Here is a 26906-nt window from a genome sequence, read left to right as displayed (position 1 = left end):
TGTCAGGTCAGCCGCCGGTGGCCGGAGACTTCTTCGCGGACTCGGGGATCGTGCCGTCCTTGCGGATGGCCTTCCAGAGGTCGCCCGCCTGCGGCTCGGCGGCCACGACGCGGTTCGGGTCCTGCTTGTCGTAGGCGACCGGCAGCATGATCGTCTCCATGGTGGAGGGATCGACGCCGTTCATGGAGCGGGCGAACTCGCTGAGCGAGGTCAGGGAGGCGAGCCCCTCGTCGGTCGTCAGCGACTTGGTCGCGGAGTTGGCGATCCTGTACGTCGTCGTCGGACTGCCCAGCAGGTCCTGCGACTTGATCTCGGTGAGCAGCGCGAGCAGGAACTGCTGCTGGAGCCCGATGCGCCCCAGGTCGCTGCCGTCCCCGATGCCGTGGCGCGTACGGACGTAGGCGAGGGACTGGGTGCCGTCGAGCTTGTGCGTACCGGCGGTGAGGTCGAGGCCGGAGGCCTTGTCCTTGATCGGCTCCTCGACCTTGACGGTGACGCCGCCGATGGCGTCGACCAGATCCTTGAACCCGGCGAAGTTGATCTCCAGGTAGTGGTCGATGCGGATCCCGGACATCTTCTCGACGGTCTTCACCACACAGGCCGGACCGACCTGCGAGTACACGGAGTTGAACATGACGCGCTCGGCGGACGCCATGGCCGAACCGTCGGACTTCACGCACTCGGGCCGTGTCACGAGGGTGTCGCGCGGGATGGACACGGCGACGGCCTCGGTGCGGCCCTCGGGTATGTGCACCACCAGCGCGGTGTCGGACCGCGCCCCGCTGACGGCACCGCCGCCGCCCAGCTCCTGGTTCTCGGCGCCGGCGCGCGAGTCGGAACCGAGGACGAGCAGGTTCTGACCGGTGGTGGGGAGCTTCTCGGGACGGTCCTCGCCGAGCGCCTTGTCGATGTCGACGCCGGTGATGTTGTCGTCGAGGTCCTTGTACATCCAGTAGGCCGTGCCACCGCCCGCGAGCAGGAGCACGAGCAGGATCCCGAGCGTGATCTTGAGGCCGCGCCGGCGCTTACGGGGCTTGGGGGCGCGTCTGGAGGGCGTGCCGTCGGACCGGTGGGAAGACGTCTGGTCAGTCATGGGCTCGTCTGGTTCTTCCGTCGGGACGCGCCGGGCGCGTGCGAGAGGAGAGGAAGGGAAAAGGCGGACGGTCCGGTCCAGGTGATCCGGAGCCGTCCCTCGGTGCGTATCGTCCGGGCGTTGTTCACGCCTCGAAGTCGCATTCTGTGATAGGAAGCACGCTGAAATCGACCCCTGTCGAGTATTATTGTGACACCAGTTGACGCTGTGAAAGCAAAACTGGTCATTCGACAGAAAAAACCACGGGACTCCGCCCATCGCCGTTCGGCACCGGAGGAAGTACTCGGTGAAGAACGGGCGGGGAACAATGGGTGTGCGTTCAGGGCGCAGACGTGCCGGTGATCCTGTCGGGGGGACCTCTTCCGGAGCCGCCGGCCGGCCCGCCTCCGCACCGCGCGGCGTGGCCGCCGCGCCGCGCACCACCGGGTGGCTCGTACCGGACAGGGAAGGCCGCCTCACCGCGTACGCCGCCGGAAGGACCGGGGGCATCGTGCGCTGGACCGAGTCCGCGCAGCAGCCCGCCGGCTGGTCCCCGCCCGAACTCCTGCTCGCCGACGGGGGGATGCTCCCGTACCTCTCGGTCGCGCGCAGTGCCCACGGTTACGTCGACCTCTTCACGATGCGCCGCAAGGGCCAGGGCCCCCAGGCACCCCTGGAGATCGTCTACGCCTCCCAGTACCAGACGGGCCGGCCGATGACCGGCTGGCACGCGATCGGCAACCCGCACGGGCAGGACGCCGCGCAGGCGGCGGCCATCGGTGCGCCGGTGGCCGTCGTCGACGGGAGCGACGTGGTCCACGTCTTCGTCCGCAGCGCGACCGGCGGGGTGTTCACCCGCCGGCGCGGTCAGGGCGGCACCTGGGGCAAGTGGACGGCCCTGCCCTGCAAGCGGGTGCGGGAAGGCATCTCCGCGGTCGTCACCGGATCGGGCCGCGTCGAACTCTTCATGCCCGCCGACAAGGGCGTGTACGTGTGGCGGCAGGAGAAGCCGGGAGGCTCCCTGGACCGTGCTCCCAACCTGGTGTTCATCGCCCGCCCGGAGACGGCGTCGGGCATCGAGTCCTACGAGGACCGGGTCACCCATTTCTGGCGGGACGAGGCCACCGGTGACGTCGTCGCCTACCGGGTGCCCGGACCCGGCGACGAGGATGTCGCGCCCGCGCCGCTGGACGGCCGGTCGGGCCGGGGACCGCTCGCCCTGTCCCGGTGCGTCGTGGACGGCTACGACTGCACCGTGCTGGCCCAGGCCGAGGGGACCGGCACCCTCGCGGTGACCGCCTACCCGACGGAGCTGGAATCCGCCGGCGCGTGGTGGGCCGACACCGACGAGCCCTGCGCGGGCGCACCCGCACTCGCCCGCGACCGGGCGGGCCGGCTGGTCGTCGCGGCGATCGGCCGCGAGGGCGGGCTGAGCGTGACCAGGCAGCGGGCGGACCAGCAGGGCATGGCCCTGGAGGGCTGGCTCCGCGTCTGAGCCCGGCCCCGCGCAGCACGCGGGGCACGCGGGGCGGCCTCCGGCCGGAGGCTGGGTCCTGTCCACCTGTCCCGCTACTCCGCCCGCTCGGAGACACGGACGGAGAGCTCGGTGCCGGCCGTGTAGTACGGCTTGACCAGGACGGCCGGACCGTCGTCGGACGTCACGACGGTGTTGGGGTAGGCGAAGACGCTCTTCACGTCCACCACATCCGTGAGGAAGCGGCCCAGCCGTGCGACCACGGGGTCGTACCGTCTGCCCACCCACAGGTCCCACAGCTCATGACGGCCCACGAGCTGTTCGGCCAGGTCCGACGCGGGCAACGCGAAGGAGAAGTCGGCGGCGCCCGACGAGCTGCCGGAGAGCCAGAAACTGTGTCCCTCCACGCCACGGCGGCGCATCAGGAGCAGGGGCTCCGCCTCACCGAAGTCGGACCCGTACAGGACGCCCCGCAGGTGGATGGTCCCCTCGCTGATCCAGACCTCCGTGGCCTCCGCATGCCGTTCCCGCGTCCAGGTACGCAGCACCAGGTGGCCGCTCTCGGACGCGTAGGGGAGCTGAACCACGGTTCCCTCGGGGCCGGTTGCCACCGGACCGAAGCCCCGCAGATCGATGCTTCCCGGCCGGACCTTCGCGGGTCTGCCCTCACCGGTGTCCAGATGGACGTCCCATCGGCCCTCCGTCAGCACCTCGGGTCCGGCCGGGACCACCGCCGAGTAGAGGTGTGCCCCCAGGTGACCGGCGGGCAGCAGGGGGAGCCGGACGGGCCGCTCACCGCGCCCCGCCTTGCGCCTGTGCAGCACCAGGTGCAGACCCTCGCGGCCCTCCTTCACCCCTGCCAGGCGCAGACCGATCAGGCCGTCGGGCTCCACGACGCACCCCACCGTGACCTCGGTGGCGGGGCGGGACTCCCTGCGTGCCCTCCGGGACATCCTGATGACCTTCTCGAAGCGCCCCGCGGCCTCCTCCGGACCGTAGCGGCCGGAGTCCTGGAGGGCCTGGCCCCCCATGGTCACGCGGGCCTCCTCGTCCTCGACCAGGCGCAGCAGTGCGGCGGCGAACGCGTCGACGTCGCCGACCGGCGTGAGCAGCCCGTTGATCTCGTGCCGGACGATCTCCGGCGGCCCGCCCGGGCAGGCCGTGGAGACGACGGGCAGACCGCACCGCATGGCCTCCGCCAGTGCCAGACCGAACGACTCGCGGTCCGACGTGCCGGCGGCCACGGCGGACGCCGCCCACTGGGCCTCCAGCCTCGGCTCCTCCATCATCAGGAAGACGTGGTTGTAGAGGTCGAGGTCGGCGACCAGGGCACGGAGCGCCCCGTACTCCGGGCCGGTGCCGAAGATCCGCAGCTGCCAGTCGGGATGCGCCGCGCACACCTGCGCGAAGGCCTGGACGAGCAGATCGAAGCGCTTCTCGGGGACGAGCCGCCCCGCCGCCATCACGACCCGGGACCGGCCGTCCGCCGGACGCACCCGCGGCTCGGGCACGCAGTCGGGGTGGGCGTACACCGCGATGCCGCCCGGCAGTCCGGCCTCCGTGACGGCCGTGGCCTCGGCCGCGCTCGGCACGATCACGGCGTCCAGCCTGCCGAGCCCGGCCCACGCACGGCTCTGCTCCTGCGGGGACAGCACCGTGCTCAGCAGGTGCAGCTGGCCCAGGCGCAGGGCCCTGGGGCGCCCCCAGCGGGACACGTAGGCCGCCAGCTCCAGGCTGGTACCCACGACCACCTGGGCCTGCGTCTCCCCGAGGTACTCCTCCACCTTGTCGTCGGTCAGCAGGCTGTAGCGCCAGGACATCGCCTGCGTCCGCGGGATGACCCGGGACGGGGTGAGCCGCCGGATGTCCTGCTTGTCGGGGCGGCGTCCCTCACGCAGATCCAGCAGGGAGACGGCGCGCACGCCCGGGGCCGGCGCGAGGGCCGGGCGGTCGAGCCAGCGGAACACCGAGACGACCCGGACCTCGTGGGTGTCGGCCAGCGCCCCCGCGAGATTGAGCACGGCACGGGTCGTACCGTCCGCCGCGAAAGCGTTCTGGACCAGGAAGTCGATCTTCAACGCTGCGCCGGCTTCTCGTAAGGACTGGGAAGGGGGAAGTACGCCTCGAAGAACGGATGGATCAGGGCCTCCTGATCGGCCACGTCGTCCTCGGTGGTGAACGAGTCGTTCACACAGAAGACGGCGGCGTCCCGCCGCTTGAGCAGCCTGTCGAGCTTCTTGGAGAGCTGGACCATCGAAAGATGGAGATAGGCGTACGGAATGGAGTCGGGCACTCCGCGCCCCGTGAAGTACGAGTAGTACGGATACATGCAGGTGCCCACGTCGATGTCCGTACCGCTGCGGAAACGGGCCGCCGCGGTCGCACGGAACACCTCCGCGTATTCCCGTTCCATCTCCTCCAGCACACTGCGGCGCAGCGGCACCGGCGTGTGCTTCATCGCGTCGATGATGGTGCGCCCGAACCGCTCCTCCAGAAGCGCGCGCACATTCTTCCGGGCCACCTCGTGCGGCAGGTCGTCCGGCCGTACCGGGCCCATCGGAATGCGGACCGTGTCCGGGTAGTACTTGGACGCCCCGTTCGGCAGGAAGAACTCGTGCGGGGTGATCGGCCTGCCCACGAAGACGTCGTCGTTGAAGTGGATGAAATGCTCGGAGAGTCCGGGGACGCGGTGCAACTGCGCGCTGATGGCGTGCGAGTTGAACACCGGCAGACGGTCCGTCTCCCGGAAGATCTCCCGGTGCGACACGACGGTGATGCCCTCGGCGGACTCGTCGAGCCAGTGCGGCACCTGGTCGTCGGTGACCAGGAAGATATGGCGGACCCACGGGGCGTACATGTGCAGCGAGCGCATCGAGTACAGCAGTTCGTCGCGGTTGATGTAGCGCCCGGCGCTCGCGGACTCCTCGTGGAAGACGTCGCCCGAGGCCTCGGCCCTGCGCCGCTGCCAGGCCGGGTCGTCGCTGTCCACCCAGGTGTAGACGACGTCGATGGGGAAGGTGATCTCGTCCGGCCCGGTGCAGACGAACTCCCGGCGGGTCGGCAGGCCGGCCGGTTCCGGCTTGCGTCCCCAGCGCCGCTGCCTGGGCGCCTGTTCCGTACGGAGCGGCGGTGCCAGCCGGCTGAAGCGGTGCGGCGAGACGAGCGTCATCTCGCCCTCCGGCAGGAGGAAGCTCGCGCCCCGGTTGATCCTGGGCGGCAGCAGGCGGCCCTCCTCCTCCCGCCAGAACTCGATGTCGCAGCCGTACTCGACGCCGTACACCAGCTCACCCGAGAGATCGGCCTGGAACCAGATGGCGCGCAGCACGTCCACGGTCTCCAGGCCCTGCCAGGAGGACTCGCGGGCACCGAGGTGCAGCAGCTCGCTGGTGCGCTGGACGGGGACCCTGCGCTGGATGTATCCGGGACTCCGGCTGAACAACGACCGCAGCGTCTGGGCCACCCGGCCGCGCTGGGTGTCGCGTACGCCGATCGCCGACGAGGTGTCCTCGGTTCCGGGCACCACGAAGTGCTCGACGCCGGCCTGCGTCAGCGCGGTGGACACCAGCTGAAGGTGCTGGGCCCGCACCGCCAGAGGGGTGAGGCCGGGCTGCACGTGGGCCAGCCGCCGGTGCATGCCGACGGGGATCTCGTGCATGCCCGCCGGCAGGGCCCGGCTCGGGCGTTCAGCCGTTGCGTTGATCGGATGGATCACCGAATACTCCAGAACTTCAGTGCGCCGTGAAGGACGGCGGGGACGCCGCTCACGCGGGTGGCCACGGCAGGCCACCCGCGTGATCCGGTCAGACGGAGGCCACCGGCCGGACCGGGCCCACGGGGACTCCGGTCCGCTTCGCCGCGGCTTCGAGAACGGCTTCGGCCACGGCGACGGTGCCGGTGGCCTGTTCGAGCGTGACGATGTCGGCTTCCTTGCCGAGCACGGCGTCACGGAAGGTCTCGTGCTCGACCAGCAGGGGTTCGCGCTTGACGATCGCGTAGCGCGTGACATCGCCCTCGGACACGCCGCGGAACTGGCGCAGTCCCTCCCACTCGGTGGGCCGGGAGCCGTTCGCGTAGAACCACAGGTCGGCCGTGAGGGTGTCGGCCACGAAGCAGCCGTGCTCCCCGGTCACGATGGTGACCCGTTCCTTCAGCGGGGACAGCCAGTTGACCAGATGGCTGGTGACCGCCCCGGAGGACAGGTGCCCCACGAACGCCACGAGGTCCTCATGGACACGCCCGCTGCGCGAGACCGTCGCGGAGGTGACCGACTTGTAGTGGCTGTCGGTGAGCCAGGCGGTCAGATCGATGTCGTGGGTCGCCAGGTCGTAGACCACCCCGACATCCGCGATCCGGGCGGGAAACGGCCCCTGACGCCGTGTCACCACCTGGTAGACGTCACCCAGTTCGCCCATGTCCAAGCGGGCCCGCAGCTCCCGGAGAGCCGGGTTGTACCGCTCGATGTGCCCGACGCCGGCCACCAGGCCCGCCTCGGCGAAGGCGCGGGTGATGATCCCGGCCGACCGTACCGACGGGGCGATCGGCTTCTCGATCAGGGCGTGGACCCCGTGGCCCGCCAGCTCCAGCCCGACCTCTTCGTGCAGCGCGGTGGGGCAGGCGACGACGGCGTAGTCGATGCCCTCGGCCACCAGTTCCGCGACCGTACGGAAGACCGGCACGGAACCGGGCGCGTCGTCCGCCGCCGCCACCGGGTCGGCGACGCCTGCCAGCTCGACGCCCTCCAGACCGTGCAGCACCCGGGCGTGGTTGCGCCCCATCGATCCGAGACCGATCAGCCCGGCCCGCAGAGACCTCTCCCGGCTCATGCGCGTCCCCCCACGACCTCGTTGACGGTGACCGTCAGACGGTCGAGCTCCTCGGGCGTGAGCAGCGGGTGCACGGGTACGGAAAGCGCCTGCGCCGCGGCCAGCTCCGTCTCGGCGAGGTCCCCGCTGACATGGCCGAGGGCCCTGTCGCCGCTCCGGAAGGGCTTCAGACGGTGCACCGGGGTGGGGTAGTACACCGCGTTGCCGATCCCGCGCTCCTGCAGTTCCCGGGAGACCGTGTCCCGGTCCTTGCCTGCCTCGGCGTCCACCCGGATCGTGTACTGGTGGTAGACGTGCCGGGCGCCCCCGGCGACAGGCGGGGTGATGACGCCGCTCAGTCCCGCGTCCAGCGCGGAGGCGTTGGCGCGGCGCCGGTCGGTCCAGGCGTCCAGGCTGCGCAGCTGGACGCGCCCGATCGCGGCCGACACATCCGTCATCCGGACGTTGAAGCCCACGATCTCGTTGGCGTAGCGCTGCTCCATGCCCTGGTTACGCAGCAGCCGCAGGGTCCGCGCGAGTGCCGCGTCGCCCGTGGTGACCATGCCGCCTTCGAGGCTGTGCATGTTCTTGGTCGGGTAGAAGCTGAAGCAGCCGGCCGCGCCGAAGGCACCCACCGGTGTCCCGTCCAGCGCGGCGCCGTGCGCCTGGGCGGCGTCCTCCACGACGGCGAGGCCGTGCCGTTCGGCCACCGCGGTGAGCTCCGCCATGGCCGCCGGGTGGCCGTACAGGTGTACCGGCATGATCGCGGCGGTGCGCGGAGTGACGGCGGCCTCGGCCGCGCGCGGGGAGAGGCAGAAGCTGTCGCGCTCGATGTCGGCGAAGACCGGGGTGGCGCCCACGAGACGGACCGCGTTGGCGGTCGCGGCGAACGTGAACGAGGGGACGATCACCTCGTCGCCGGGGCCGATGCCGAGCGCCGTCAGCGAGAGGTGCAGGGCGCTGGTGCCCGAGTTGACGGCCACGCAGTGGCGGCCGTCGACGAACTTCGAGAACTCCTCCTCGAAGGCGGCGACCTCCGGGCCCTGGACGACCATGCCGCTGCGCAGTACACGCACCGCAGCCTCGATCTCGTCCTCTCCGATCACCGGAGCTGCGGCGCGTATCACCTGGGGGTCAGTAGTCATGGGTTCCACTTCACAGAGTTCGGCAGGTCGAGGGCGGGCTCGGGCCGGGCGGTTTCCACCGGGCCGTGGTCGAGCCGGGGAGTGTCCGGTCCAGGCCGTTCGTAGGGGCTGGGCACGGGGAAGTAGGTGTCGAGGAACGTCCTGAGCATCGCGGTCCGCGCTTCCGCGGTGTCCGGGTCGTCGACCGTGTCGTTGATGCAGAACGTGTGGTAATCGCGCCTGGCGAGCAGCCTGTTGAGATGCCTGCCGGTGTTGGGGGCGGCCAGGTCCAGATACGTGTAGCGGATCCGCCCCGGCACCGAACGGCTCGTCTGCTGGCCGTAGTAGTGGTGCAGCGACGAGGTGATCGAGAGGTCGGTCGGGCTGCGGAAGTGCGAGTGCTGCGTCTGCCGGTGCTCGGCCGGGTAGCGGTCCTCGATCTCCTGGAGGATGTCGCGCCGCAGCGAGTGCGGCACGTGCTTCATCTTCCTGGTCAGCACCCGGTCGAAGGTCCCCGCGATGACGACGCGGTTGTTCTTCGCGGCGATCTCCGAGGGCGGGTCCTCGGCGGAGGCCGGAGTCATGGGGACGAGCGAGTTGGAAGGGAAGTACTTCGAGAGCCCGTTGGCGTGGAAGAACTCCTCGGGGGTCACGCTGCGGCCCAGGAAGACATCGTCGTTGAAGTACAGGAAGTGGTCCGAGAGCCCCGGGATGTGGTGCAGCTGGCTCTCGATGGCGTGCGAGTTGAACGTCGGCAGGGCCGAGGCATCGCTGAAGATCTCGCTGTGCGGGACCACCTTGAGCCCGGGGTGGTCGGTGTGGAGCCACGCGGGCACCTGCCCGTCCGTGACCAGGTAGACGGTGCGGAGCCACGGCGCGAACTGGTGCAGGGAGCGCAGCGAGTAGCGCAGCTCGTCGCGGCTGGTGAAGCGCGCGGCGCTGATCGCCTGCTCGTGGTAGTCGGTCCGGCCGAGCGCGGTGGCCCGGCGGCGGATCCACTCGGGGTCCGCGCCGTCGACCCAGGTGTAGACCGCGTCCACCGGGAAGGTGACCTCGTCCGGGAGGGACAGCGTGAACTCGGACCGTGTCGCGACCTGTGGGGCGGCGCCCACCAGACCGCTGACCGGACCGGTGAAATGACTGACCGGCACCCGGACGGGGTTCTCCGCGGCGACCACGGCGGTCGCGGTGAGATTGGGGACGGGGGCGAGGAGCAGCCCGTCGTCCTCGGTCCAGTACTCGATGACGCACGCGTGGTTGGGGCCGAGCGTCCACTGCCCGCCGGGATCGGTGAGGAGCCACCAGATCCGCAGAATCGTTTCTTCCGAGGTCTGGGCCCAGGAGGCACGCTGATCTGCGTGCAGGGGCTTGCCTCCGGCGGCGCCGCCGGCCAGCAGGGCCCCCGCGGCGAGTGCGCTCACCCGCAGGGCCCTCTCGGCGCGCTGGCGTTCGCCTGCCGGAACCGCCACGGCGGTCATGGTCACGGAGGTGCCGCGGACACAGAAGTACGGGATGCCGTGACGCTCCAGCACGTCGGTCACGCGCAGCAGGTTCGTCGCGCGGGCGACGGACGGTGTCAGCCCTTCCGTCACCTCGGCGGCACGCACCCCGCGGGCGTACCAGACCAGCTTCACGCCCGGCCGGTGCGCGTCGCGCCGCAGGCGCTTGCTCAGCCGTACGCTCAGGTGCTTGCGCAGGACACGTGAGGTCGTCCCGAGCCCGGACAGGCCGTGCTGGAGTATCAGCCGGTTGCGGGCGGGCAGGAGTCGCACCAGAAGGTGCCTCACGGTGTGCGGCAGCATGCGCCGGTAAAGGCGCAGCAAGGTAGAGGCCTCCGGGTTGCCCATTGCTCGTCTACTCCGTGTTCCCCCGCTCGGCCTCACGGCGAGCAACCATCACGCGTCACAGCGACCGTGCGTCGGACTCGGCGGGCGGAGCGCGGAGGTGGGGATCCGCCGGAAGGTGCAGCCAAGTGAAGCAAACGTGTCGCAGAGGTGAAGAATAACAAGATTCTAAGGTTGAGTCTGCAATTAAATGATTCCGATTCGGCTACGTAGCTGGCAATTCCGGACACGCGAAAGCGGGCCGTACGGTGATCCGTACGGCCCGCTCTCCGCTGATCGCGCAGATTCGGTGAAGAGGACAGCGGTGGCGTTACGCCGGGACGCTCGCCACGCCCTGCGCCAGGAACGGCTTGCCGTTGACCCGCTCCGAGACGCCCTCGCGGTCCAGGTACGGCGTGATGCCGCCCAGGTGGAAGGGCCAGCCCGCGCCGGTGATCAGGCAGAGGTCGATGTCCTGCGGCTCGGCGACGACGCCCTCGGCCAGCATGAGGCCGATCTCCTGGGCCACCGCGTCCAGGACGCGGTCACGGACCTGCTCCTCCGTCAGGACGGTGTCGCCCTGCTTGAGGAGCGCGGCGACCTCGGGGTCGAGGACGGGCGCGCCGGAGTCGTAGACGTAGAAGCCGCGCTTGCCGGCCTTGACGACCGCCGCGAGGTTCTCGGAGACCGTGAAGCGGTCCGGGAACGCGCGGTTCAGGGTCTCCGAGACGTGCAGGCCGATGGCCGGGCCGACCAGCTCGAGGAGCACCAGCGGGGACATCGGCAGGCCGAGCGGCTCGATGGCCTTCTCCGCCGTCTCGACCGGGGTGCCCTCGTCGATGATGTTCTGGATCTCGCCCATGAAGCGGGTGAGGATACGGTTCACGACGAACGCCGGGGCGTCCTTCACCAGCACCGCGGTCTTCTTCAGCTTGCGGGCGACACCGAAGGCCGTCGCCAGCGAGGCGTCGTCGGTCTGCTCGCCGCGGACGATCTCCAGGAGCGGGAGGATCGCGACCGGGTTGAAGAAGTGGAAGCCGACGACCCGCTCGGGGTTCTTCAGCTTCGACGCCATCTCGGTGACCGAGAGGGACGAGGTGTTGGTGGCGAGGATCGCGTGCGCCGGGGCGACCGCCTCGACCTCCGCGAACACCTGCTGCTTGACGCCGATCTCCTCGAAGACGGCCTCGATGATGAAGTCGGCGTCGGAGAAGCCCTCCGCCTTGTCCAGCACACCGGAGACCAGGGCCTTCAGGCGGTTGGCCTTGTCCTGGTTGATACGGCCCTTGCCGAGCAGCTTCTCGATCTCGGCCTGGACGTAGCCCACGCCCTTGTCGACGCGCTCCTGGTCGATGTCCGTGAGGACGACCGGGACCTCCAGGCGGCGGAGGAAGAGCAGGGCGAGCTGGCTGGCCATCAGGCCCGCGCCCACGACGCCGACCTTGGTGACCGGACGCGCCAGGGACTTGTCCGGGGCACCGGCCGGGCGCTTGGCGCGCTTCTGGACCAGGTTGAAGGAGTAGATCCCGGAGCGCAGCTCGCCGCCCATGATCAGGTCCGCGAGGGCCTGGTCCTCGGCGTCGAAGCCGGCGCTCAGGTCGCCGTCCTTGGCCGCGGCGATGATCTCCAGCGCGCGGTACGCGGCCGGGGCCGCCCCGTGCACCTTGGAGTCCGCGATCGCCTTGCCGCGGGCGACGGCCTGGACCCAGGCGTCACCGCGGTCGACCTCGGCACGCTCCACCGCGATCTCGCCCTTGAGGACGGACGCGGTCCAGATCAGCGACTGCTCCAGGAAGTCCGCGCCCTCGAAGATCGCGTCGGCGATCCCGAGCTCGAAGACCTGCTTGCCCTTGAGCTGACGGTTCTGGTTCAGCGAGTTCTCGATGATCACCGAGACCGCGCGGTCCGCGCCGATCAGGTTGGGGAGCAGCGCGCAGCCGCCCCACCCGGGGACCAGACCGAGGAAGACCTCGGGCAGCGAGAACGCGGGCAGCGCGCTGGAGACGGTGCGGTACGAGCAGTGCAGCCCGATCTCGACGCCGCCGCCCATGGCCGCGCCGTTGTAGTACGCGAACGTCGGGACCGCGAGGCCGGAGAGGCGGCGGAAGACGTCGTGGCCGCCCTTGCCGATGGCCAGCGCGTCCTTGTGGTCCTTGAGGAGCTCGACACCCTTGAGGTCGGCGCCGACCGCGAAGATGAACGGCTTGCCGGTGACACCGACACCGACGATCGTGCCCTCGGCCGCCTCCTTCTCGACCTGGTCGACGGCGGCGTTCAGGTTCGCCAGTGACTGCGGGCCGATGGTGGTCGGCTTGGTGTGGTCGAAGCCGTTGTCCAGCGTGATGAGGGCGAAACGGCCCGCACCGCCGGGCAGGTCGAGGTGGCGTACGTGCGCCTGGGTGACGACCTCGCCGGGGAACAGCTCGGCCGCACCCTTCAGAAGCTCAGTGGTGGAGCTCACTTGCTGCCTCCGTTGAAGTTCGGGTTCTCCCAGACGACCGTCGCGCCCATGCCGAAGCCGACGCACATGGTCGTCAGGCCGTAGCGGACCTCCGGCTGCTCCTCGAACTGGCGGGCCAGCTGAGTCATCAGGCGGACGCCGGAGGAGGCGAGCGGGTGGCCGTAGGCGATCGCGCCGCCGTACTGGTTGACGCGCTGGTCGTCGTCGGCGATGCCGTAGTGCTCCAGGAAGGCGAGCACCTGCACGGCGAAGGCCTCGTTGATCTCGAAGAGACCGATGTCGTCGATGGAGAGACCGGCCTTGGCCAGGGCCTTCTCCGTCGCCGGGATCGGGCCGTAGCCCATGACCTCCGGCTCGACACCCGCGAAGGCGTACGAGACGAGACGCATCTTGACCGGGAGGCCCAGCTCGCGGGCGGTCTCCTCGGAGGCGAGCAGCGAGGCGGTGGCGCCGTCGTTGAGACCCGCGGCGTTACCGGCCGTCACGCGGCCGTGGGCGCGGAACGGGGTCTTCAGACCGGCCAGGGACTCCAGCGTGGTGCCCGGGCGCATCGGCTCGTCGGCGGTGACCAGGCCCCAGCCCGTCTCGCCCGCCTCGGCGTTGGTGCGGCGCACGGAGACCGGTACCAGGTCCTGCTGGATCTTGCCGTTGGCGTACGCCTTGGCGGCCTTCTCCTGCGAACGGACCGCGTACTCGTCGGCGCGCTGCTTGGTGATCGAGGGGTACCTGTCGTGCAGGTTCTCCGCGGTCATGCCCATGAAGAGGGCGGACTCGTCGACCAGCTTCTCCGAGACGAGGCGCGGGTTCGGGTCCACGCTCTCGCCCATCGGGTGGCGGCCCATGTGCTCGACACCGCCGGCGATGACGACGTCGTACGCGCCGAAGGCGATGGAGCCGGCCGTCGAGGTGACGGCGGTCAGGGCGCCCGCACACATGCGGTCGATGGAGTAACCGGGGACGGACTGCGGCAGACCGGCCAGGATTCCGGCGGTGCGGCCGAGCGTGAGGCCCTGGTCGCCGATCTGCGTGGTCGCGGCGATGGCGACCTCGTCGATCTTCGCGGGGTCCAGGTCCGGGTTGCGGCGCAGCAGCTCCCGGATGGCCTTCACGACGAGATCGTCGGCGCGGGTCTCGTGGTAGATGCCCTTCGGGCCCGCTTTGCCGAACGGGGTGCGGACGCCGTCGACGAAGACGACGTCCCGGATGGTACGAGGCACGGTGGCTCTCCTCCAGGGTGCGGGATGGCACTGCTGCGGGCGCACGCATCGGCGCGCCACGACCCTCATGCTACTTGCGGGTAACCGGACTGCCCACCCCCCACCACCGGAGCGGCGAACGTCACATACGGAGGGGGCGCGGCCGGTGTCCCGGGAAGGGCGGACAACTGGCGTGAATTCGATCCTCCTCGACGGTCCGGTCCGCCGTGCGGTCCCGACACGCGAACGCCCCCCACCGATCCGGCAGGGGGCGTACGCGTGTCGTCGGGGTCAGGCGCTCGTGTCCAGCGCCCGCAGCAGCAGGGGGCCGACCTGCTGGATCTGCCAGCGGCGCGCGCCGTGCCCGGCCAGCGCGGTCTCGACCGCGCCCGGGGTCAGCACCTTCGGCGGCTCCCAGCAGACCCGGCGCACGGTGTCCGGGGTGATCAGGTTCTCCTGCGGCATGTGCAGCCGCTCGGCCAGCTCCGACACGGCGGTACGGGCCGCCGACAGCCGGGCCGCGGCGGCCGGGTCCTTGTCCGCCCACGAGCGGGGCGGCGGTGGGCCCGCCGGCTGCTGGCCGGGCTGCGGCAGCTCCGACTCGGGCAGCTCCTTGGCCCGGTCGACGGCCGCCTGCCACTGCTCCAGCTGACGGCGCCCCATGCGGTGGCCGAAGCCGGGCAGCGCGGTGAGCGCCTGTACGTTCGCCGGGAGCGCCAGGGCCGCCTCGATGATCGCGGCGTCGCCGAGCACCTTGCCCGGCGAGATGTCACGGCGCTGCGCCACCTGGTCACGGGCGGTCCACAGCTCCCGTACGACCGCGATCTGACGGCGGCGGCGCACCTTGTGCATGCCGGAGGTCCGGCGCCACGGGTCCTTGCGCGGGGGAGCCGGCGGGGCCGAGGCGATGGCGTCGAACTCCTCCAGCGCCCACTCCAGCTTGCCCTGCCGGTCCAGCTCCTCCTCCAGGGCGTCGCGCAGATCCACCAGCAGCTCGACGTCGAGCGCGGCGTAGCGCAGCCAGGGGTCGGGCAGGGGGCGGGTGGACCAGTCGACGGCGGAGTGGCCCTTCTCCAGGGCGTAGCCGAGGACGTTCTCCACTATGGCGCCGAGGCCCACGCGCGGGAATCCGGCCAGCCGCCCGGCGAGCTCCGTGTCGAAGAGCGAGGTCGGGGTCATGCCTATGTCGCGCAGACAGGGCAGGTCCTGGGTGGCGGCGTGCAGGATCCACTCGGCTCCGGTGAGGGCCTGGCCGAGCGTGGACAGGTCGGGGCAGCCGACCGGGTCGATCAGCGCGCTCCCCGCGCCCTCGCGGCGCAGCTGCACGAGATAGGCGCGCTGCCCGTAGCGGTACCCCGAGGCGCGCTCGGCGTCGACGGCCACCGGTCCGGTGCCCGCGGCGAAGGCCGCGACCACCCCGGCCAGCGCGTCGTCGGTCGCCACCACCGGGGGGATGCCCTCGCGCGGTTCGAGCAAGGGGATCGGCGCCGGGGCGACGTCGTCCGGGGGAGCGCCCCCGGTGGTTCGCAGTGAAGTGTCTGCTGCGGTCTCTTGGGCGTCGGTCACATGCCAAGGGTATCTGTGTATGTGCGTCGCCCGTCGACGGAACGTTCCGTCGACGGGCGGCCATGCACGTAAACCGGCCGGATACGCATCCGCGCAGGTGCCGGTGGGGTGGGGGGATCAGTGGATGATGCCCGTACGCAGGGCCACGGCGACCATTCCGGCGCGGTCTCCGGTGCCGAGCTTGCGGGCGATGCGGGCGAGGTGGCTCTTGACGGTGAGGGCGGAGAGGCCCATCGAGACGCCGATGGCCTTGTTGGACTGGCCTTCGGCGACCAGGCGGAGCACCTCCACCTCACGGCCGGAGAGTTCGCGGTAGCCGCCCGGGTGGCTCGGGGAACCGGGAGGCCTGCGGTGCATTCGGGCGGCGTTGGCACCGATGGGGGCGACGCCGGGGCGGGTGGGGTGGCCGATGTTGGTACGGGTGCCGGTGACGACATAGCCCTTCACGCCGCCCGCGAGGGCGTTGCGCACCGCGCCGATGTCATCGGCGGCGGAGAGGGCGAGGCCGTTCGGCCAGCCGGCGGCTCGGGTCTCGGACAGCAGGGTCAGCCCGGAACCGTCGGGCAGGTGGACGTCGGCAACGCAGATGTCGCGCGGGTTGCCGACGCGGGGGCGGGCCTCCGCGATGGACGACGCCTCGATGACGTCACGAACTCCGAGTGCCCACAGATGGCGGGTGACGGTGGAACGGACGCGCGGGTCGGCCACGACGACCATGGCCGTCGGCTTGTTCGGGCGGTAGGCGACCAGGCTTGCGGGCTGCTCGAGGAGAACGGACACCAGGCCTCCTGGGGAGTGGCGGGACGGGCCGGCTCGGGGATGAAGCCGGGGCGAACCGTGCTTGAAGGGTCATTGACCTCTTCGGCAGCAGGTGCGTCCTCCTTTAGAGGAAGATCACGATTTAGTGAGTAACAATTCGGGCAAATAGGACGCGCGATCGATTGTACGAAAAGAGAGCCGGTCCCTGTGCGACCGGCTCTCCCCGAAGATGACGCAGCGTTATGAGACCTGGGGCCCCCGCCGCTGGGGCAGGCTCACCACCGCCGCGTCGGCCGTCCCCGACGGCGGCAGACCGGCGAGCTGGCAGAGCAGATCGCCCCAGGCGACGAGATGGCCCGCCGTGTCGGGCACCCCGCCGCGCCCCTCACGCGGCGTCCACGACGCCCGGATCTCGATCTGCGTCGCCGGGCGGCGCGCGGAGAGCGCACCGAAGTAGTGCGAACCGGCGCGCGTCACCGTCCCCCCGGCCTCCCCGTACGAGAGACCCCGGGCGTCCAGCGCGCCCGTGAGCCAGGTCCAGCACACCTCGGGCAGCAGCGGGTCGGCCGCCATCTCCGGTTCGAGTTCGGCCCGGACGAGCGTCACCAGGCGGAACGTGCCCTGCCAGGTATCGTGTCCGGCCGGATCGTGCAGGAGGACCAGGCGGCCGTCGGCGAGATCGTCCTCGCCCTCCACGACGGCGGCCTCCAGGGCGTACGCGTGCGGGGCGAGCCGCTGCGGCGGCCGTGTGGGCTCGACCTCCAGTTCGGGGCGCAGGCGGGCGGAGCGCAGCGCGTCGACCGCCGCCCGGAACGCGGGCGGGACGGTGTCGCCGTCCGCACCCTCCTCGCTGTCAGTGCCATCGGAATGATCGGAAAATTGTCCCTGAGCCGGAGCCATGCGGGGAAGAGTAGGCGGAACCGGAGCGCCGTGCAGGGAGGGACACCCATGCGACGTCCGGCTCGTTGCCGCTCCGTGCGAAGATTCTGTGCGTGAGTGCCAACGACCTTCCCCGAGAGCGCAGCTCCGTCCGAACAGGGGAGGGCCCGTCCTCGGGCCTGCGGACGACCCCCGCCACCCATGATTCGGCCTTCCTCAAGGCCTGCCGCCGTGAGCCGGTGCCGCACACCCCGGTCTGGTTCATGCGTCAGGCGGGGCGCTCGCTGCCCGAGTACCTGAAGGTCCGCGAGGGCATCGCGATGCTGGACTCGTGCATGTTGCCGGAGCTGGTCACCGAGATCACCCTGCAGCCCGTACGCCGCCACAAGGTCGACGCCGCGATCTACTTCAGCGACATCGTCGTCCCGCTCAAGGCCATCGGCATCGACCTCGACATCAAGCCCGGCGTCGGACCGGTCATCGCCGAGCCGATCCGCACCCGCGCCGACCTCGCCCGGTTGCGCGACCTGACGCCCGAGGACGTCCCGTACGTCACCCAGGCCATCGGGATGCTCACCGCCGAGCTGGGGTCCACCCCGCTGATCGGCTTCGCAGGCGCGCCGTTCACCCTGGCGAGCTACCTCGTGGAGGGCGGCCCGTCCCGCAACCACGAGCACACCAAGGCGCTGATGTACGGCGACCCGGAGCTCTGGGCCGATCTGCTCGACCGCCTCGCCGACATCACCGGCGCCTTCCTCAAGGTCCAGATCGAGGCCGGCGCCTCCGCCGTGCAGCTCTTCGACTCCTGGGTGGGCGCCCTGGCCCCCGCCGACTACCGCCGCTCGGTGCTGCCCGCCTCGGCGAAGGTCTTCGACGCCGTCGCGCCGTACGGCGTCCCGCGCATCCACTTCGGTGTCGGCACCGGCGAACTGCTCGGCCTGATGGGCGAGGCCGGCGCGGACGTCGTCGGCGTCGACTGGCGGGTCCCGCTGGACGAGGCCGCCCGCCGGGTCGGCCCCGGCAAGGCGCTCCAGGGCAACCTCGACCCGGCGGTGCTCTTCGCGCCGACCCCCGCGGTGGAGGCCAAGACCCGGGAGGTGCTGGACGCGGCCGCCGGTCTGGAGGGCCACATCTTCAACCTGGGCCACGGCGTCATGCCGAACATGGACCCGGACGCGCTGACGCGCCTCGTGGAGTACGTCCACCGGCAGACGGCCCGTTAGCCGGCCGCCCGCCGGTCAGCTCCCCGCCGCCCGCACCGCCGACACGGCCTTGCGGGCGGCGACCAGGACCGGGTCCCAGACCGGGGAGAACGGCGGGGCGTAGCCGAGGTCGAGGGCCGTCATGGCCTCCACCGTCATCCCGGCGGTGAGCGCCACCGCCGCGACGTCCACACGCTTCGCCGCCCCCTCACGGCCGACGATCTGCACCCCCAGCAGCCGGCCCGTCCGGAACTCCGCGAGCATCTTCACCGTCATCGGCTTCGCCCCCGGGTAGTAGCCGGCGCGGCCCGTCGACTCGATCGTCGCCGTGACGTAGCGCAGGCCCACCGCGCGGGCGTCCTTCTCGCGCAGCCCCGTCCTGGCGATCTCCAGGTCGCAGACCTTGCTCACCGCCGTACCGACCACGCCGGGGAACGTGCCGTACCCGCCGCCGACGTTGGACCCGATGATCTGGCCGTGCTTGTTGGCGTGGGTGCCCAGCGCGATGTGCCGGGTGCGGCCGGCGACCAGGTCCAGGACCTCCACGCAGTCCCCGCCCGCCCAGATGCCGTCCTGCCCCACGACCCGCATCGACAGGTCCGTCAGCAGGCCGCCGTGCGGCCCCAGCGGCAGACCGGCCTCACGGGCCAGCCCCGTCTCCGGCTCGACGCCGATACCGAGCACGACGACGTCCGCCGGGTAGGTGCCCCCCTCGGTGACGACCCCCGTGACCCGGCCGTCGTCGCCGGTGTCGATCCGGGTCACCTCGGCGCCGTTGACGGTGGTGATGCCCAGCCCGTCCATCGCCTCGTGGACCAGCTGCCCCATGTCCGGGTCGAGCGTCGCCATCGGCTGCGCGCCGCGGTTGAGCACCGTCACCTCGAAGCCGCGCTTCAGCATCGCCTCGGCCATCTCGACGCCGATGTAGCCCGCGCCGACGACGACCGCCCGGCGCCCCGGGGCCCGTTCCAGCGACTCCAGGAGCGCCTGTCCGTCGCCCAGGGTCTGCACCCCGTGGACGCCCGGGGCGTCGATCCCGGGCAGATCGGGGCGCACCGGCCGCGCGCCCGTGGCGATCACCAGCTTGTCGTAGCCCGTCCAGTACGTCTCGCCGCTGTCACGGTCCAGCGCCCGCACCCGGTGCCCGGCGACGTCGATCTCCGTCACCTCGGTGCGGGTGCGCAGATCGATCGAGCGGGCCCGGTGCTCCTCGGGCGTCCGGGCGACGAGGGCGTCCGGACCCTCGACGTCGCCGCTCACCCAGTACGGGATGCCGCAGGCGGAGTACGACGTGAAGTCGCCCCGTTCGAAGGCGATGATGCTCATCGCGTCCGGCCCCTTCAGCCTGCGGGCCTGCGACGCGGCGGACATGCCCGCCGCGTCGCCTCCGACGACCACCAGTCGCTCCGCCGCCATGCCGGGTCCCTTCGCCGTCACCTACAGGTCAGGGGCCCACGCTACGGCTCCTACGCGGCCGGCGGGGGCTCCGGAGCCTCCGGGGCCTCGGGGACCCGCCTGGACGGCGTCGTACGGCGCCGGGGCAGCCGGCCGCGCAACAGCCGCCACAGCAGCACCAGGAGGGCCGCCGCGGCCAGGAACGGCGCCGTGGCACCGACCGCCACCGCGATCCACCGCAGCATCGTCACGAACGCGTCCCAGCCTCCGCGCAGCGCGTCGAGGAAGCCGGTGCCCTCCTCCTCGGACCCGTCGCCCCTGCCCTCGGGTTCGCTGAGTTCGAGCGTGACGGTCGCCAGCGTCGTACGGTCCTTCAGCGACGCCTGCTGGGCGAGCAGCGACTCCAGGTCCGCCTGGCGGCTGCTGAGTTCGCCCTCCAGCGTCACCACGTCGGTGAGCTTCTCGGCCTTCTCCATCAGGTCGCGGACCCTCGCGACGCTCGCCCGCTGCGTCGCGATCCGGCTCTCGACGTCGACGACCTGACCGGTGACGTCCTTCGCGTTCGACGTGCGGGACAGCAGCTTCCCCGACCCGGTGAGGCCGCGCAGCACCTCGTCGTACCGGGCCTGCGGCACGCGCAGCACGAGACGGGACATGTCGTGGGTGTCGTCGACCCGTTCCGTGGTCTCGTCCGCCACGAGTCCGCCGGCGTCCTCCGCGGTGCTCCGGGCCGCCGCGACAGCCTTCGGCACGCTCCTGACCTCGATGGCCAGGGTGGCCGTGCGAATGACGTGGACCGCGATCGTGGAGCCCGGGTCGGGCGCCGAGGACGCGCCGGCGGCCGGCTTCGGCGCCGCCTCCCCGGCTCCGGCGCCGGGCGCCGGGCCCGCCTTGCTGTCGGCCGCCGACCTGAACCCCTCCCCGCCGCTGTCGGAGGCACCGCCGCACGCACCGGTGGCCAGGAGCACCACGAGAAGTCCGGCGGCCGCCGGCACGCGTGAGCGGCGGCGGGTGTGAGCGGGTGGATGACTGTCCGTGTGCCGGTCGAAATGCATGAGCGTCCCCCCAGGGCCGTTGTCGATGGTGCCGGTTCGACGTACGCGACCCGTGCGCGGGTTTCCCGCCAGGGGTTTCGAAGCGGTCACGTTCGGGACTCGGGACGGGTTTGAGAGAGTGGACCCATGCAGCGTTCTCTTCAGCGCGACACCACACGTACGGGCCACGCCGTCGTCATCGGCGGCGGCATCGCCGGACTCGCCGCCGCGCACCGGCTGTTGGCCTCCGGCCTCCGGGTCACCGTCCTGGAGGCGACCGAGCGGCTCGGCGGCAAGCTGATGACCGGCGAGATCGCGGGCACCCAGGTCGACCTCGGTGCCGAGTCGATGCTCGCGCGCCGGACCGAAGGGGTCGAGCTGGCCACCGCGGCCGGGCTCGGCGGCCGGCTCCAGCCGCCCGCCACCGCCACCGCCTCGGTCTGGACCCGCGACGCCCTGCGCCCCATGCCCAAGGGCCATGTGATGGGCGTACCGGGCGATCCGTCGGCGCTCAGCGGGGTGCTCTCGCCCGAGGGCCTGGCCAGGATCGCCGAGGAGCGCGACCTCACCCCGACCGCCGTCGGCGACGACGTCGCGGTCGGCAGTTACGTCGCCGACCGGCTCGGCCGCGAGGTCGTCGACCGGCTCGTGGAGCCGCTGCTCGGCGGGGTGTACGCCGGGGACGCCTACCGGATCTCGATGCGCGCCGCCGTGCCCCAGCTCTTCGAGGCCGTGAAGGAGGGCGGCCCGCTCCTCGACGGCGTCCGGCGCATCCAGGAGAGGGCCGCGGCCCGGCAGCGGACCGGCCCGGTCTTCCAGGGCCTGGAGGGGGGCATCGGCACCCTGCCGGGCGCCGTGGCCGACGCCGTACGGGCCGGGGGCGCCGAGATCCTCATGGAGACCCCGGTGCTCGGCCTGACCCGCACCGCCGGGGGCTGGGACGTGCGCACCGACAGCGGGGTGATCGCCGCCGACGCCCTCGTGCTGGCCACCCCCGCCTGGTCCGCGTCGACGCTGCTCGCCGCCGAGTGCCCGGCCGCCTCGGTCGAGCTGGCCGCCGTCGAGTACGCCTCGATGGCCCTGGTCACCATGGCCTTCCGGCGCTCCGACATCGAGGGGAACGCGGCGCTCCAGGGGCGTTCCGGCTTCCTCGTGCCGCCCGTCGACGGCCGCAGGATCAAGGCCGCCACCTTCTCCAGCAACAAGTGGCGGTGGGTCGCCGACGCGGCCCCCGACCTCTTCGTGCTGCGCACCTCCCTCGGCCGCTACGGCGAGGAGGAGCACCTGCACCGTGAGGACTCCGAGCTCGTCGCCGCGTCCCTGGGCGACCTCGCCGACGCGGCCGGACTGACGGCCCGGCCCGTGGACACGCAGGTCACCCGGTGGATCGGCGGGCTGCCCCAGTACCCGGTCGGCCACCTCACCCGGGTCGCGCGGATCCGCGAGGAGGTCGCCAAGCTGCCGGGTCTGCGGGTCTGCGGAGCGGTGTACGACGGCGTCGGGATCCCCGCCTGCATCGCGAGCGCGCACCGCGCCGCGGACGAGATCGTCCACGACCTGACGGGCGCGGGCGCGGGGGAGATCGACAACACGCCGACCCGGGTTCGGGGCACCGGGAGCGAGGCGGGACAATAGCCGTATGAGTGCGCCAGAAAAGCTTCCGAACGCAGGCAAGAAGGCCAAGGACCTCAACGAGGTCATCCGCTACACCCTGTGGTCCGTCTTCAGGCTGAAGGACGTCCTGCCCGTGGACCGCGCCGGTTACGCCGACGAGGTCCAGGAGCTGTTCGACCAGCTCGGGGCCAAGGACATCACGGTCCGTGGCACCTACGACGTGTCCGGCCTCCGGGCCGACGCCGATCTGATGATCTGGTGGCACGCCGAGACGTCCGACGAGCTCCAGGAGGCGTACAACCTCTTCCGGCGCACCAAGCTGGGCCGCGCACTCGAGCCGGTCTGGTCGAACATGGCGCTGCACCGCCCCGCCGAGTTCAACAAGTCGCACGTGCCGGCCTTCCTGGCCGACGAGACCCCGCGCGACTACATCAGCGTGTACCCCTTCGTACGCAGCTACGACTGGTACCTGCTGCCCGACGAGGACCGCCGCCGCATGCTCGCGGACCACGGCAAGATGGCCCGCGGTTACCCCGACGTGCGGGCCAACACCGTGGCCTCCTTCTCGCTGGGGGACTACGAGTGGGTGCTGGCCTTCGAGGCCGACGAGCTGTACCGCATCGTCGACCTCATGCGTCACCTGCGGGCCTCCGAGGCACGGCTCCACGTCCGTGAAGAGGTGCCGTTCTACACCGGACGCAGGAAGTCCGTCGCAGAATTGGTGACCGGACTCGCATAGCCAGCGTTTCCGGTCATCCCGACCCGGAAGATCAGTTGGCGGGCAACGGCGCGTGTGACGCCGCCCGTCGTTCCAGCGACACCGGGTCCCGGTGCCGGGTGCACATCGGCCGACGGCCGGCGAACTGTCGTGATCCGCGGGGGAGTCAGCCATTCCTCTCCGCGGGCCGCCGCTCCTCGCCGGTCAGGCCGATGTGTCCCGGGCCGCACAACTGGATAGCGCAGCACGGAGGGCCGCCCCGACGGGGCGGCCCTCCGTGCTGCGCGGCCTCCGGTCCGGCGGGTCAGCCGGCCGCCCGCGCCCCGCTCAGCAGGGCCGCTCTCAGGTCCGGGTCCTCCAGGGCCCCCACGCCCCGCACCGCCACCGCCGCCAGCAGATCGCGGTCCGCACCGCGCACCGGGGCCGGCAGCGAGTCCAGCCAGCGCTGTCCGGACGGGGAGGCCCACGGGCTGTACGGGTGGTTCTCCACGCGCGCGATGGCCAGGCAGCCCAGCGTCAGGACGAGCGGCAGCCCGAACCAGGCGGCCACCGGGCCCGCGTAGCCCGTCTCCTGACCTGGCATCAGCATGGCGGTCGCCGCCAGGACCACCACCAGCACCGCCGCGCCCCGTACGGCACGGGCCGCCGACTCCAGGTCCGTACGGGTCCCGTGGGGTACGGCGAGCCCCGCGGCCACCAGGCGGTCGGCGAGGGAGCGTACGGCGTCGGCAGCCGCCGCAGCGGCCCGTATCGGGGCTATCCGGGACTGTCCCTCCGGGCCGATCGCGCGGATCACGGTGCGCTCGACCTCGTCCCGGCCCTCCGGGTCGACCACCGTCGCCCAGCCGGTGCGGGCCAGCAGCAGCCGGTGCCGCAGATGCATGGAGACCAGCGCCAGATCGGCCACCCGCTGCGGGCCGCCGGCCAGGAACGCCGTCTCGTACAGGTTGAGTTCGGGGGAGACCAGTGCCCGCGCGGCGCCGGACGGCAGGGGGGCCGCACCCGCGGTGACGAGGCAGAGCCGGATGCAGGAGACGGCGGCCGCGCCCCACGCGACCAGAAGAAGCAGGACCCAGAGCATGGCCGAGTTCTATGCGAAACCGGCATGGGAGCGCCATGCCGTGTTCACCATATGGACCAAGATCGGTCACGGACGGTCACCGGTGGCTGAATCCGTATGCCTGCCGTCCCGCGCGCTCTCAGGAACTGCTGCCGCAGCTGGAGCCGCCGCCGCAACTGGAGCCGCTGCTGCAGCTCGATCCGCCCCCACAGCTGGAGCCGCTGCTGCCGCAGCTCGACCCCGAGCTGCACGCGGACCCGGAGCCCGAGTCGCCGCCCCCGCCGCTGGATCCGCCGCAGCTCCCGCCGCCGGGACTCGCCCCGGCGCACCACACCACCGGCGTGAGCACTGCCGCCGTGGCGGCCGAGCTGGTGGACGCCGAGGAGCGGCGCCCGGCGGGCCGTTGCCGGGCGGCGGCCACCAACTGCGCCTGGAGCTCCGCGTCGGGAAGCGCGGACAGCCCCCGGGTGGCCACCAGGTGGGCGGGGTCGGTCAGATGGGCGTTGGCCGCCCGGTAGCCGTCGGCGGCCCTGCGCCCCGACCGGGTGAGCCGAGTCCGGGCGGACGCGGCGGTGACCAGGCCGACCACCGAGCCGGCCACGATCGCGGGCAGCATCTTCACCACGAAGGGGAACGGCAGGTCCGCGTACGCGTCGAGCGTGGCGTACTGCACGACCGTCACCACGATGGCGCCCGGGAACCCCAGGATGCACCAGATACCCAGCACGAGCCCCCAGGAGCGCCGGGTCCGGCTCTCGCCCGGCGCGACGAGCAGCCCGCGGGCCGCGAGCCCGTCACCGATCTCCTGCACCGCGGGATGGCGCATCACCGCCTCCCGCAGGGTGTGCAGGGCTCCGCTCGGGGCGCCTGCCAGCTCCTGGAGCACGGCGCGCTCCACGGCGTCACGGGCCTCGTCCCGCTGGACCGCGACGATGCCGGGACCGCCGACGGCCAGCCGCCCGTCCGCGTGCATACGGGTCAGCGCGGTGTCCACGACCCGGGCCGGTCCACCGCTGAGAAAGGCCGCCTCGGAGAGGTCGTGCACATACGCGGCGGTGTCGTCGCCCCGCCGCCGGGCGCGCTGCGTCGCGACGATGAGGAGCGTGCAGGCCACGGCCACGGCCACGGTCAGCAGAAGGGCGAGAGCGTTCATCGCGGGGTCACTTTCCGAGAAGGGCGGTACGGGCGGCGTGGACCAGGCGGGCACCTCGGCGCGGCGGGCGCGCCGCCGCGCGCTCCTGCCACCAGCGGGTCAGCCTCCGCCGGGCGGCGTCGTCGGCCGGGCGGCCCTCGATGAGCAGCCGCTCGGCGAAGTCCAGGGCGTCGCGGCGGTAACCGGCGGACATCGGCCGGTTCCTGGCGTACGCGAGGAAGGCCGGGCGGTAGCCGTCGCCGAGGATCCCGGGCAGCTCGGGCGCCACCTTGGCGACGACATCGGCCCGCTTAGCCGCCAGGGCCCGGCTCTGCACCCGCAGGCGCCGGTGGTCGAAGCCGTCCGGCGCGGGGGTGCCGGCCACGAGCGCGGAGAGCAGCGCGGTCTGCGCCACGGCCGTCCGGTCGCGGGCCCCGGCCGGACGCGCGCCCGGCTCCGGGGGCCGGGCCGCAGGGTTCCGGGAAGCACCGGAGGCGGGGGCCGCGGCGGCCAGGGTGGTGCGGATCGCGGTCAGTTCACCGGCCAGCTCGTCGGCCGGCGGGAAGTCGTCGTCGCGCTCCAGCAGGACGCCAGGCGGGTCCACCCGGGAGCGGAGCTCGGCCAGCACGTCCAGGACCGGACGCGTCACCGGGTGTGCGTGCGTGTCGTGCCAGACGCCGTCCTTCTCGACGCCGCCCGCCACATGGACGTACGCGATGGCCTCCACCGGCAGTTCGTCGAGTGCGGTCGCGGGGTCCTCGCCGCGGTTGACGTGGTTGGTGTGCAGATTGGCGACGTCGATCAGCAGCCGTACGCCGGTGCGCTCGACCAGCTCCGCGAGGAACTGTCCCTCGGTCAGCTCCTCGCCGGGCCAGGAGATCAGGGCGGCGATGTTCTCCAGGGCCAGCGGCACGGGCAGCGAGTCCTGCGCGATCCGCACGTTCTCGCACAGCGCCTCCAGGGCGTCCCAGGTGCGGGGCACCGGCAGCAGGTGGCCCGCCTCCAGGACCGGCGAGGCGGTGAGCGGCCCTCCGGCGCGTACGAACGCGATGTGCTCGGTCACCAGGGGCGTGCCCAGAAGTTCGGCCCGTGCGGCCAGACCCGCGAGGCGGCCGGGATCCGGCCGGTCGGCGCCCCCCAGGCCGAGGGAGACCCCGTGCGGGACGACGGTGACCCCGCGCTCCCGGAGGCGCACGAGGGAGTCGGGGAGATGGTCCGCGCAGAGGTTCTCCGCGACCGCCTCGACCCAGTCGATCCCCGGCAGAGCCTCGACGGCGTCCGCGATCTCAGGCCGCCATCCGATACCGATCCCCAGCTTCATGGTGTCCCCTCCCCGTTCCGTGCACTGGTCATGGCCCCGCCGCGCGCCGGTGAACCCGGAAAGGGGGACGTTCAGAGCTGAATTTGAGGTTCCCGGACCGGCACCAAATGCGCCGTTACCCGATCGTGATGCTCCGTACGGGCTCGTCGGCACCCCACCGACCTGCGGAAACGCGGACCGCCACCGATATGCCGACGAGCCGGACACTCCGGATTAATTCCATGGTCCGTTGACGGAGATCAACAGGCGTTCGCATGCTCGTCGACATGCCGGG

Annotated in this window: 20 protein-coding genes; 4 read left to right on the top strand and 16 right to left on the bottom strand. The window is 71.9% G+C overall.

Going from position 1 to position 26906, the window contains the following annotated elements; translation table 11 throughout:
• Positions 1–7: 7 nt before the first annotated feature.
• Positions 8–1093 carry an LCP family protein gene (locus JKV81_RS32570; RefSeq protein WP_129266127.1) on the bottom strand — a complete coding sequence of 362 codons (1086 nt, stop codon included), beginning with the start codon at positions 1091–1093 and terminating at the stop codon, positions 8–10.
• 400 nt (positions 1094–1493) lie between these two features.
• Between JKV81_RS32570 and JKV81_RS32565 the strand changes: the two genes are divergently transcribed.
• Entirely contained in the window at positions 1494–2567 is a 1074-nt protein-coding gene (locus tag JKV81_RS32565; RefSeq protein WP_129266128.1) for a PLL family lectin, read from the top strand.
• Between the two features lie 74 nt (positions 2568–2641).
• On the opposite strand, the gene JKV81_RS32560 is transcribed toward JKV81_RS32565, so the two are convergent.
• The 10 genes from JKV81_RS32560 to JKV81_RS32515 form a co-directional block, all read right to left on the bottom strand.
• Positions 2642–4624 carry a glycosyltransferase gene (locus JKV81_RS32560; RefSeq protein ID WP_202079220.1) on the bottom strand — a complete coding sequence of 661 codons (1983 nt, stop codon included), beginning with the start codon at positions 4622–4624 and terminating at the stop codon, positions 2642–2644.
• Positions 4621–6258 (bottom strand): stealth family protein, encoded by a 1638-nt coding sequence (locus JKV81_RS32555; RefSeq protein WP_202079218.1) that lies wholly within the window; start codon positions 6256–6258, stop codon positions 4621–4623. Before JKV81_RS32555 ends, JKV81_RS32560 begins: the two co-directional genes overlap by 4 nt.
• A gap of 88 nt (positions 6259–6346) precedes the next feature.
• A complete protein-coding gene (locus JKV81_RS32550; protein WP_202079217.1) occupies positions 6347–7369 on the bottom strand; it encodes a Gfo/Idh/MocA family protein in 1023 nt (340 codons plus the stop codon).
• Positions 7366–8493: a DegT/DnrJ/EryC1/StrS family aminotransferase gene (locus JKV81_RS32545; RefSeq protein WP_202079215.1), complete on the bottom strand. Its 1128-nt coding sequence runs from the start codon at positions 8491–8493 to the stop codon at positions 7366–7368. The genes JKV81_RS32550 and JKV81_RS32545 overlap by 4 nt, the downstream gene beginning before the upstream one ends.
• Positions 8490–10259, bottom strand: coding sequence for a stealth family protein (locus tag JKV81_RS32540; protein WP_307820649.1), 1770 nt, complete (start codon positions 10257–10259; stop codon positions 8490–8492). Before JKV81_RS32540 ends, JKV81_RS32545 begins: the two co-directional genes overlap by 4 nt.
• 367 nt (positions 10260–10626) lie before the next feature.
• Complete coding sequence (locus tag JKV81_RS32535; RefSeq protein ID WP_129266134.1) at positions 10627–12756, bottom strand: 3-hydroxyacyl-CoA dehydrogenase NAD-binding domain-containing protein; 2130 nt, start codon at positions 12754–12756, stop codon at positions 10627–10629.
• Positions 12753–13973, bottom strand: a complete 1221-nt coding sequence (locus JKV81_RS32530) for a thiolase family protein (protein WP_099174891.1) — start codon at positions 13971–13973, stop codon at positions 12753–12755. The genes JKV81_RS32535 and JKV81_RS32530 overlap by 4 nt, the downstream gene beginning before the upstream one ends.
• 270 nt (positions 13974–14243) lie before the next feature.
• On the bottom strand, positions 14244–15518 hold the full coding sequence (locus JKV81_RS32525; protein ID WP_202079211.1) for an HRDC domain-containing protein: 1275 nt from the start codon (positions 15516–15518) through the stop codon (positions 14244–14246).
• Positions 15519–15635: 117 nt separating this feature from the next.
• Positions 15636–16298: a helix-turn-helix transcriptional regulator gene (locus JKV81_RS32520; RefSeq protein WP_033300087.1), complete on the bottom strand. Its 663-nt coding sequence runs from the start codon at positions 16296–16298 to the stop codon at positions 15636–15638.
• A 219-nt stretch (positions 16299–16517) separates the two neighbouring features.
• Positions 16518–17177, bottom strand: coding sequence for a DUF3000 domain-containing protein (locus JKV81_RS32515; RefSeq protein WP_099174893.1), 660 nt, complete (start codon positions 17175–17177; stop codon positions 16518–16520).
• Positions 17178–17335: 158 nt separating this feature from the next.
• Between JKV81_RS32515 and hemE the strand changes: the two genes are divergently transcribed.
• Positions 17336–18379 (top strand): uroporphyrinogen decarboxylase, encoded by a 1044-nt coding sequence (gene hemE / locus JKV81_RS32510; protein ID WP_164992769.1) that lies wholly within the window; start codon positions 17336–17338, stop codon positions 18377–18379.
• A gap of 15 nt (positions 18380–18394) precedes the next feature.
• Here hemE and JKV81_RS32505 read toward each other — a convergent pair whose 3' ends face one another.
• The gene (locus JKV81_RS32505) at positions 18395–19774 is read right to left on the bottom strand and encodes an FAD-dependent oxidoreductase (RefSeq protein ID WP_129266136.1); all 1380 of its coding nucleotides are present in this window, start codon (positions 19772–19774) and stop codon (positions 18395–18397) included.
• Positions 19775–19824: 50 nt separating this feature from the next.
• On the bottom strand, positions 19825–20808 hold the full coding sequence (locus tag JKV81_RS32500) for a DUF4349 domain-containing protein (RefSeq protein ID WP_202079208.1): 984 nt from the start codon (positions 20806–20808) through the stop codon (positions 19825–19827).
• Positions 20809–20934: 126 nt separating this feature from the next.
• Between JKV81_RS32500 and hemG the strand changes: the two genes are divergently transcribed.
• Positions 20935–22422: a protoporphyrinogen oxidase gene (gene hemG / locus JKV81_RS32495; RefSeq protein WP_129266138.1), complete on the top strand. Its 1488-nt coding sequence runs from the start codon at positions 20935–20937 to the stop codon at positions 22420–22422.
• A gap of 4 nt (positions 22423–22426) precedes the next feature.
• Positions 22427–23140, top strand: a complete 714-nt coding sequence (hemQ, locus tag JKV81_RS32490) for a hydrogen peroxide-dependent heme synthase (protein ID WP_099174898.1) — start codon at positions 22427–22429, stop codon at positions 23138–23140.
• Between the two features lie 283 nt (positions 23141–23423).
• Here the strand turns inward: hemQ and JKV81_RS32485 are convergent, their stop codons facing one another.
• The 3 genes from JKV81_RS32485 to JKV81_RS32475 all read right to left on the bottom strand — a co-directional run bounded on the left by JKV81_RS32485 (position 23424) and on the right by JKV81_RS32475 (position 26632).
• Positions 23424–24200: a TIGR04222 domain-containing membrane protein gene (locus tag JKV81_RS32485; RefSeq protein ID WP_202079207.1), complete on the bottom strand. Its 777-nt coding sequence runs from the start codon at positions 24198–24200 to the stop codon at positions 23424–23426.
• Between the two features lie 118 nt (positions 24201–24318).
• On the bottom strand, positions 24319–25332 hold the full coding sequence (locus tag JKV81_RS32480; protein WP_202079205.1) for a TIGR04222 domain-containing membrane protein: 1014 nt from the start codon (positions 25330–25332) through the stop codon (positions 24319–24321).
• A gap of 7 nt (positions 25333–25339) precedes the next feature.
• Positions 25340–26632 carry an MbnB/TglH/ChrH family RiPP precursor modification enzyme gene (locus JKV81_RS32475; protein WP_202079203.1) on the bottom strand — a complete coding sequence of 431 codons (1293 nt, stop codon included), beginning with the start codon at positions 26630–26632 and terminating at the stop codon, positions 25340–25342.
• Positions 26633–26906 lie beyond the last annotated feature (274 nt).

The sequence above is a fragment of the Streptomyces silvae genome (assembly GCF_016745505.1).
In the GTDB taxonomy this organism is placed as follows: Bacteria; Actinomycetota; Actinomycetes; order Streptomycetales; family Streptomycetaceae; genus Streptomyces; species Streptomyces silvae.
Note: the sequence above shows the minus strand (reverse complement) of the source record. Positions and strands in the feature narration are given on the sequence as shown.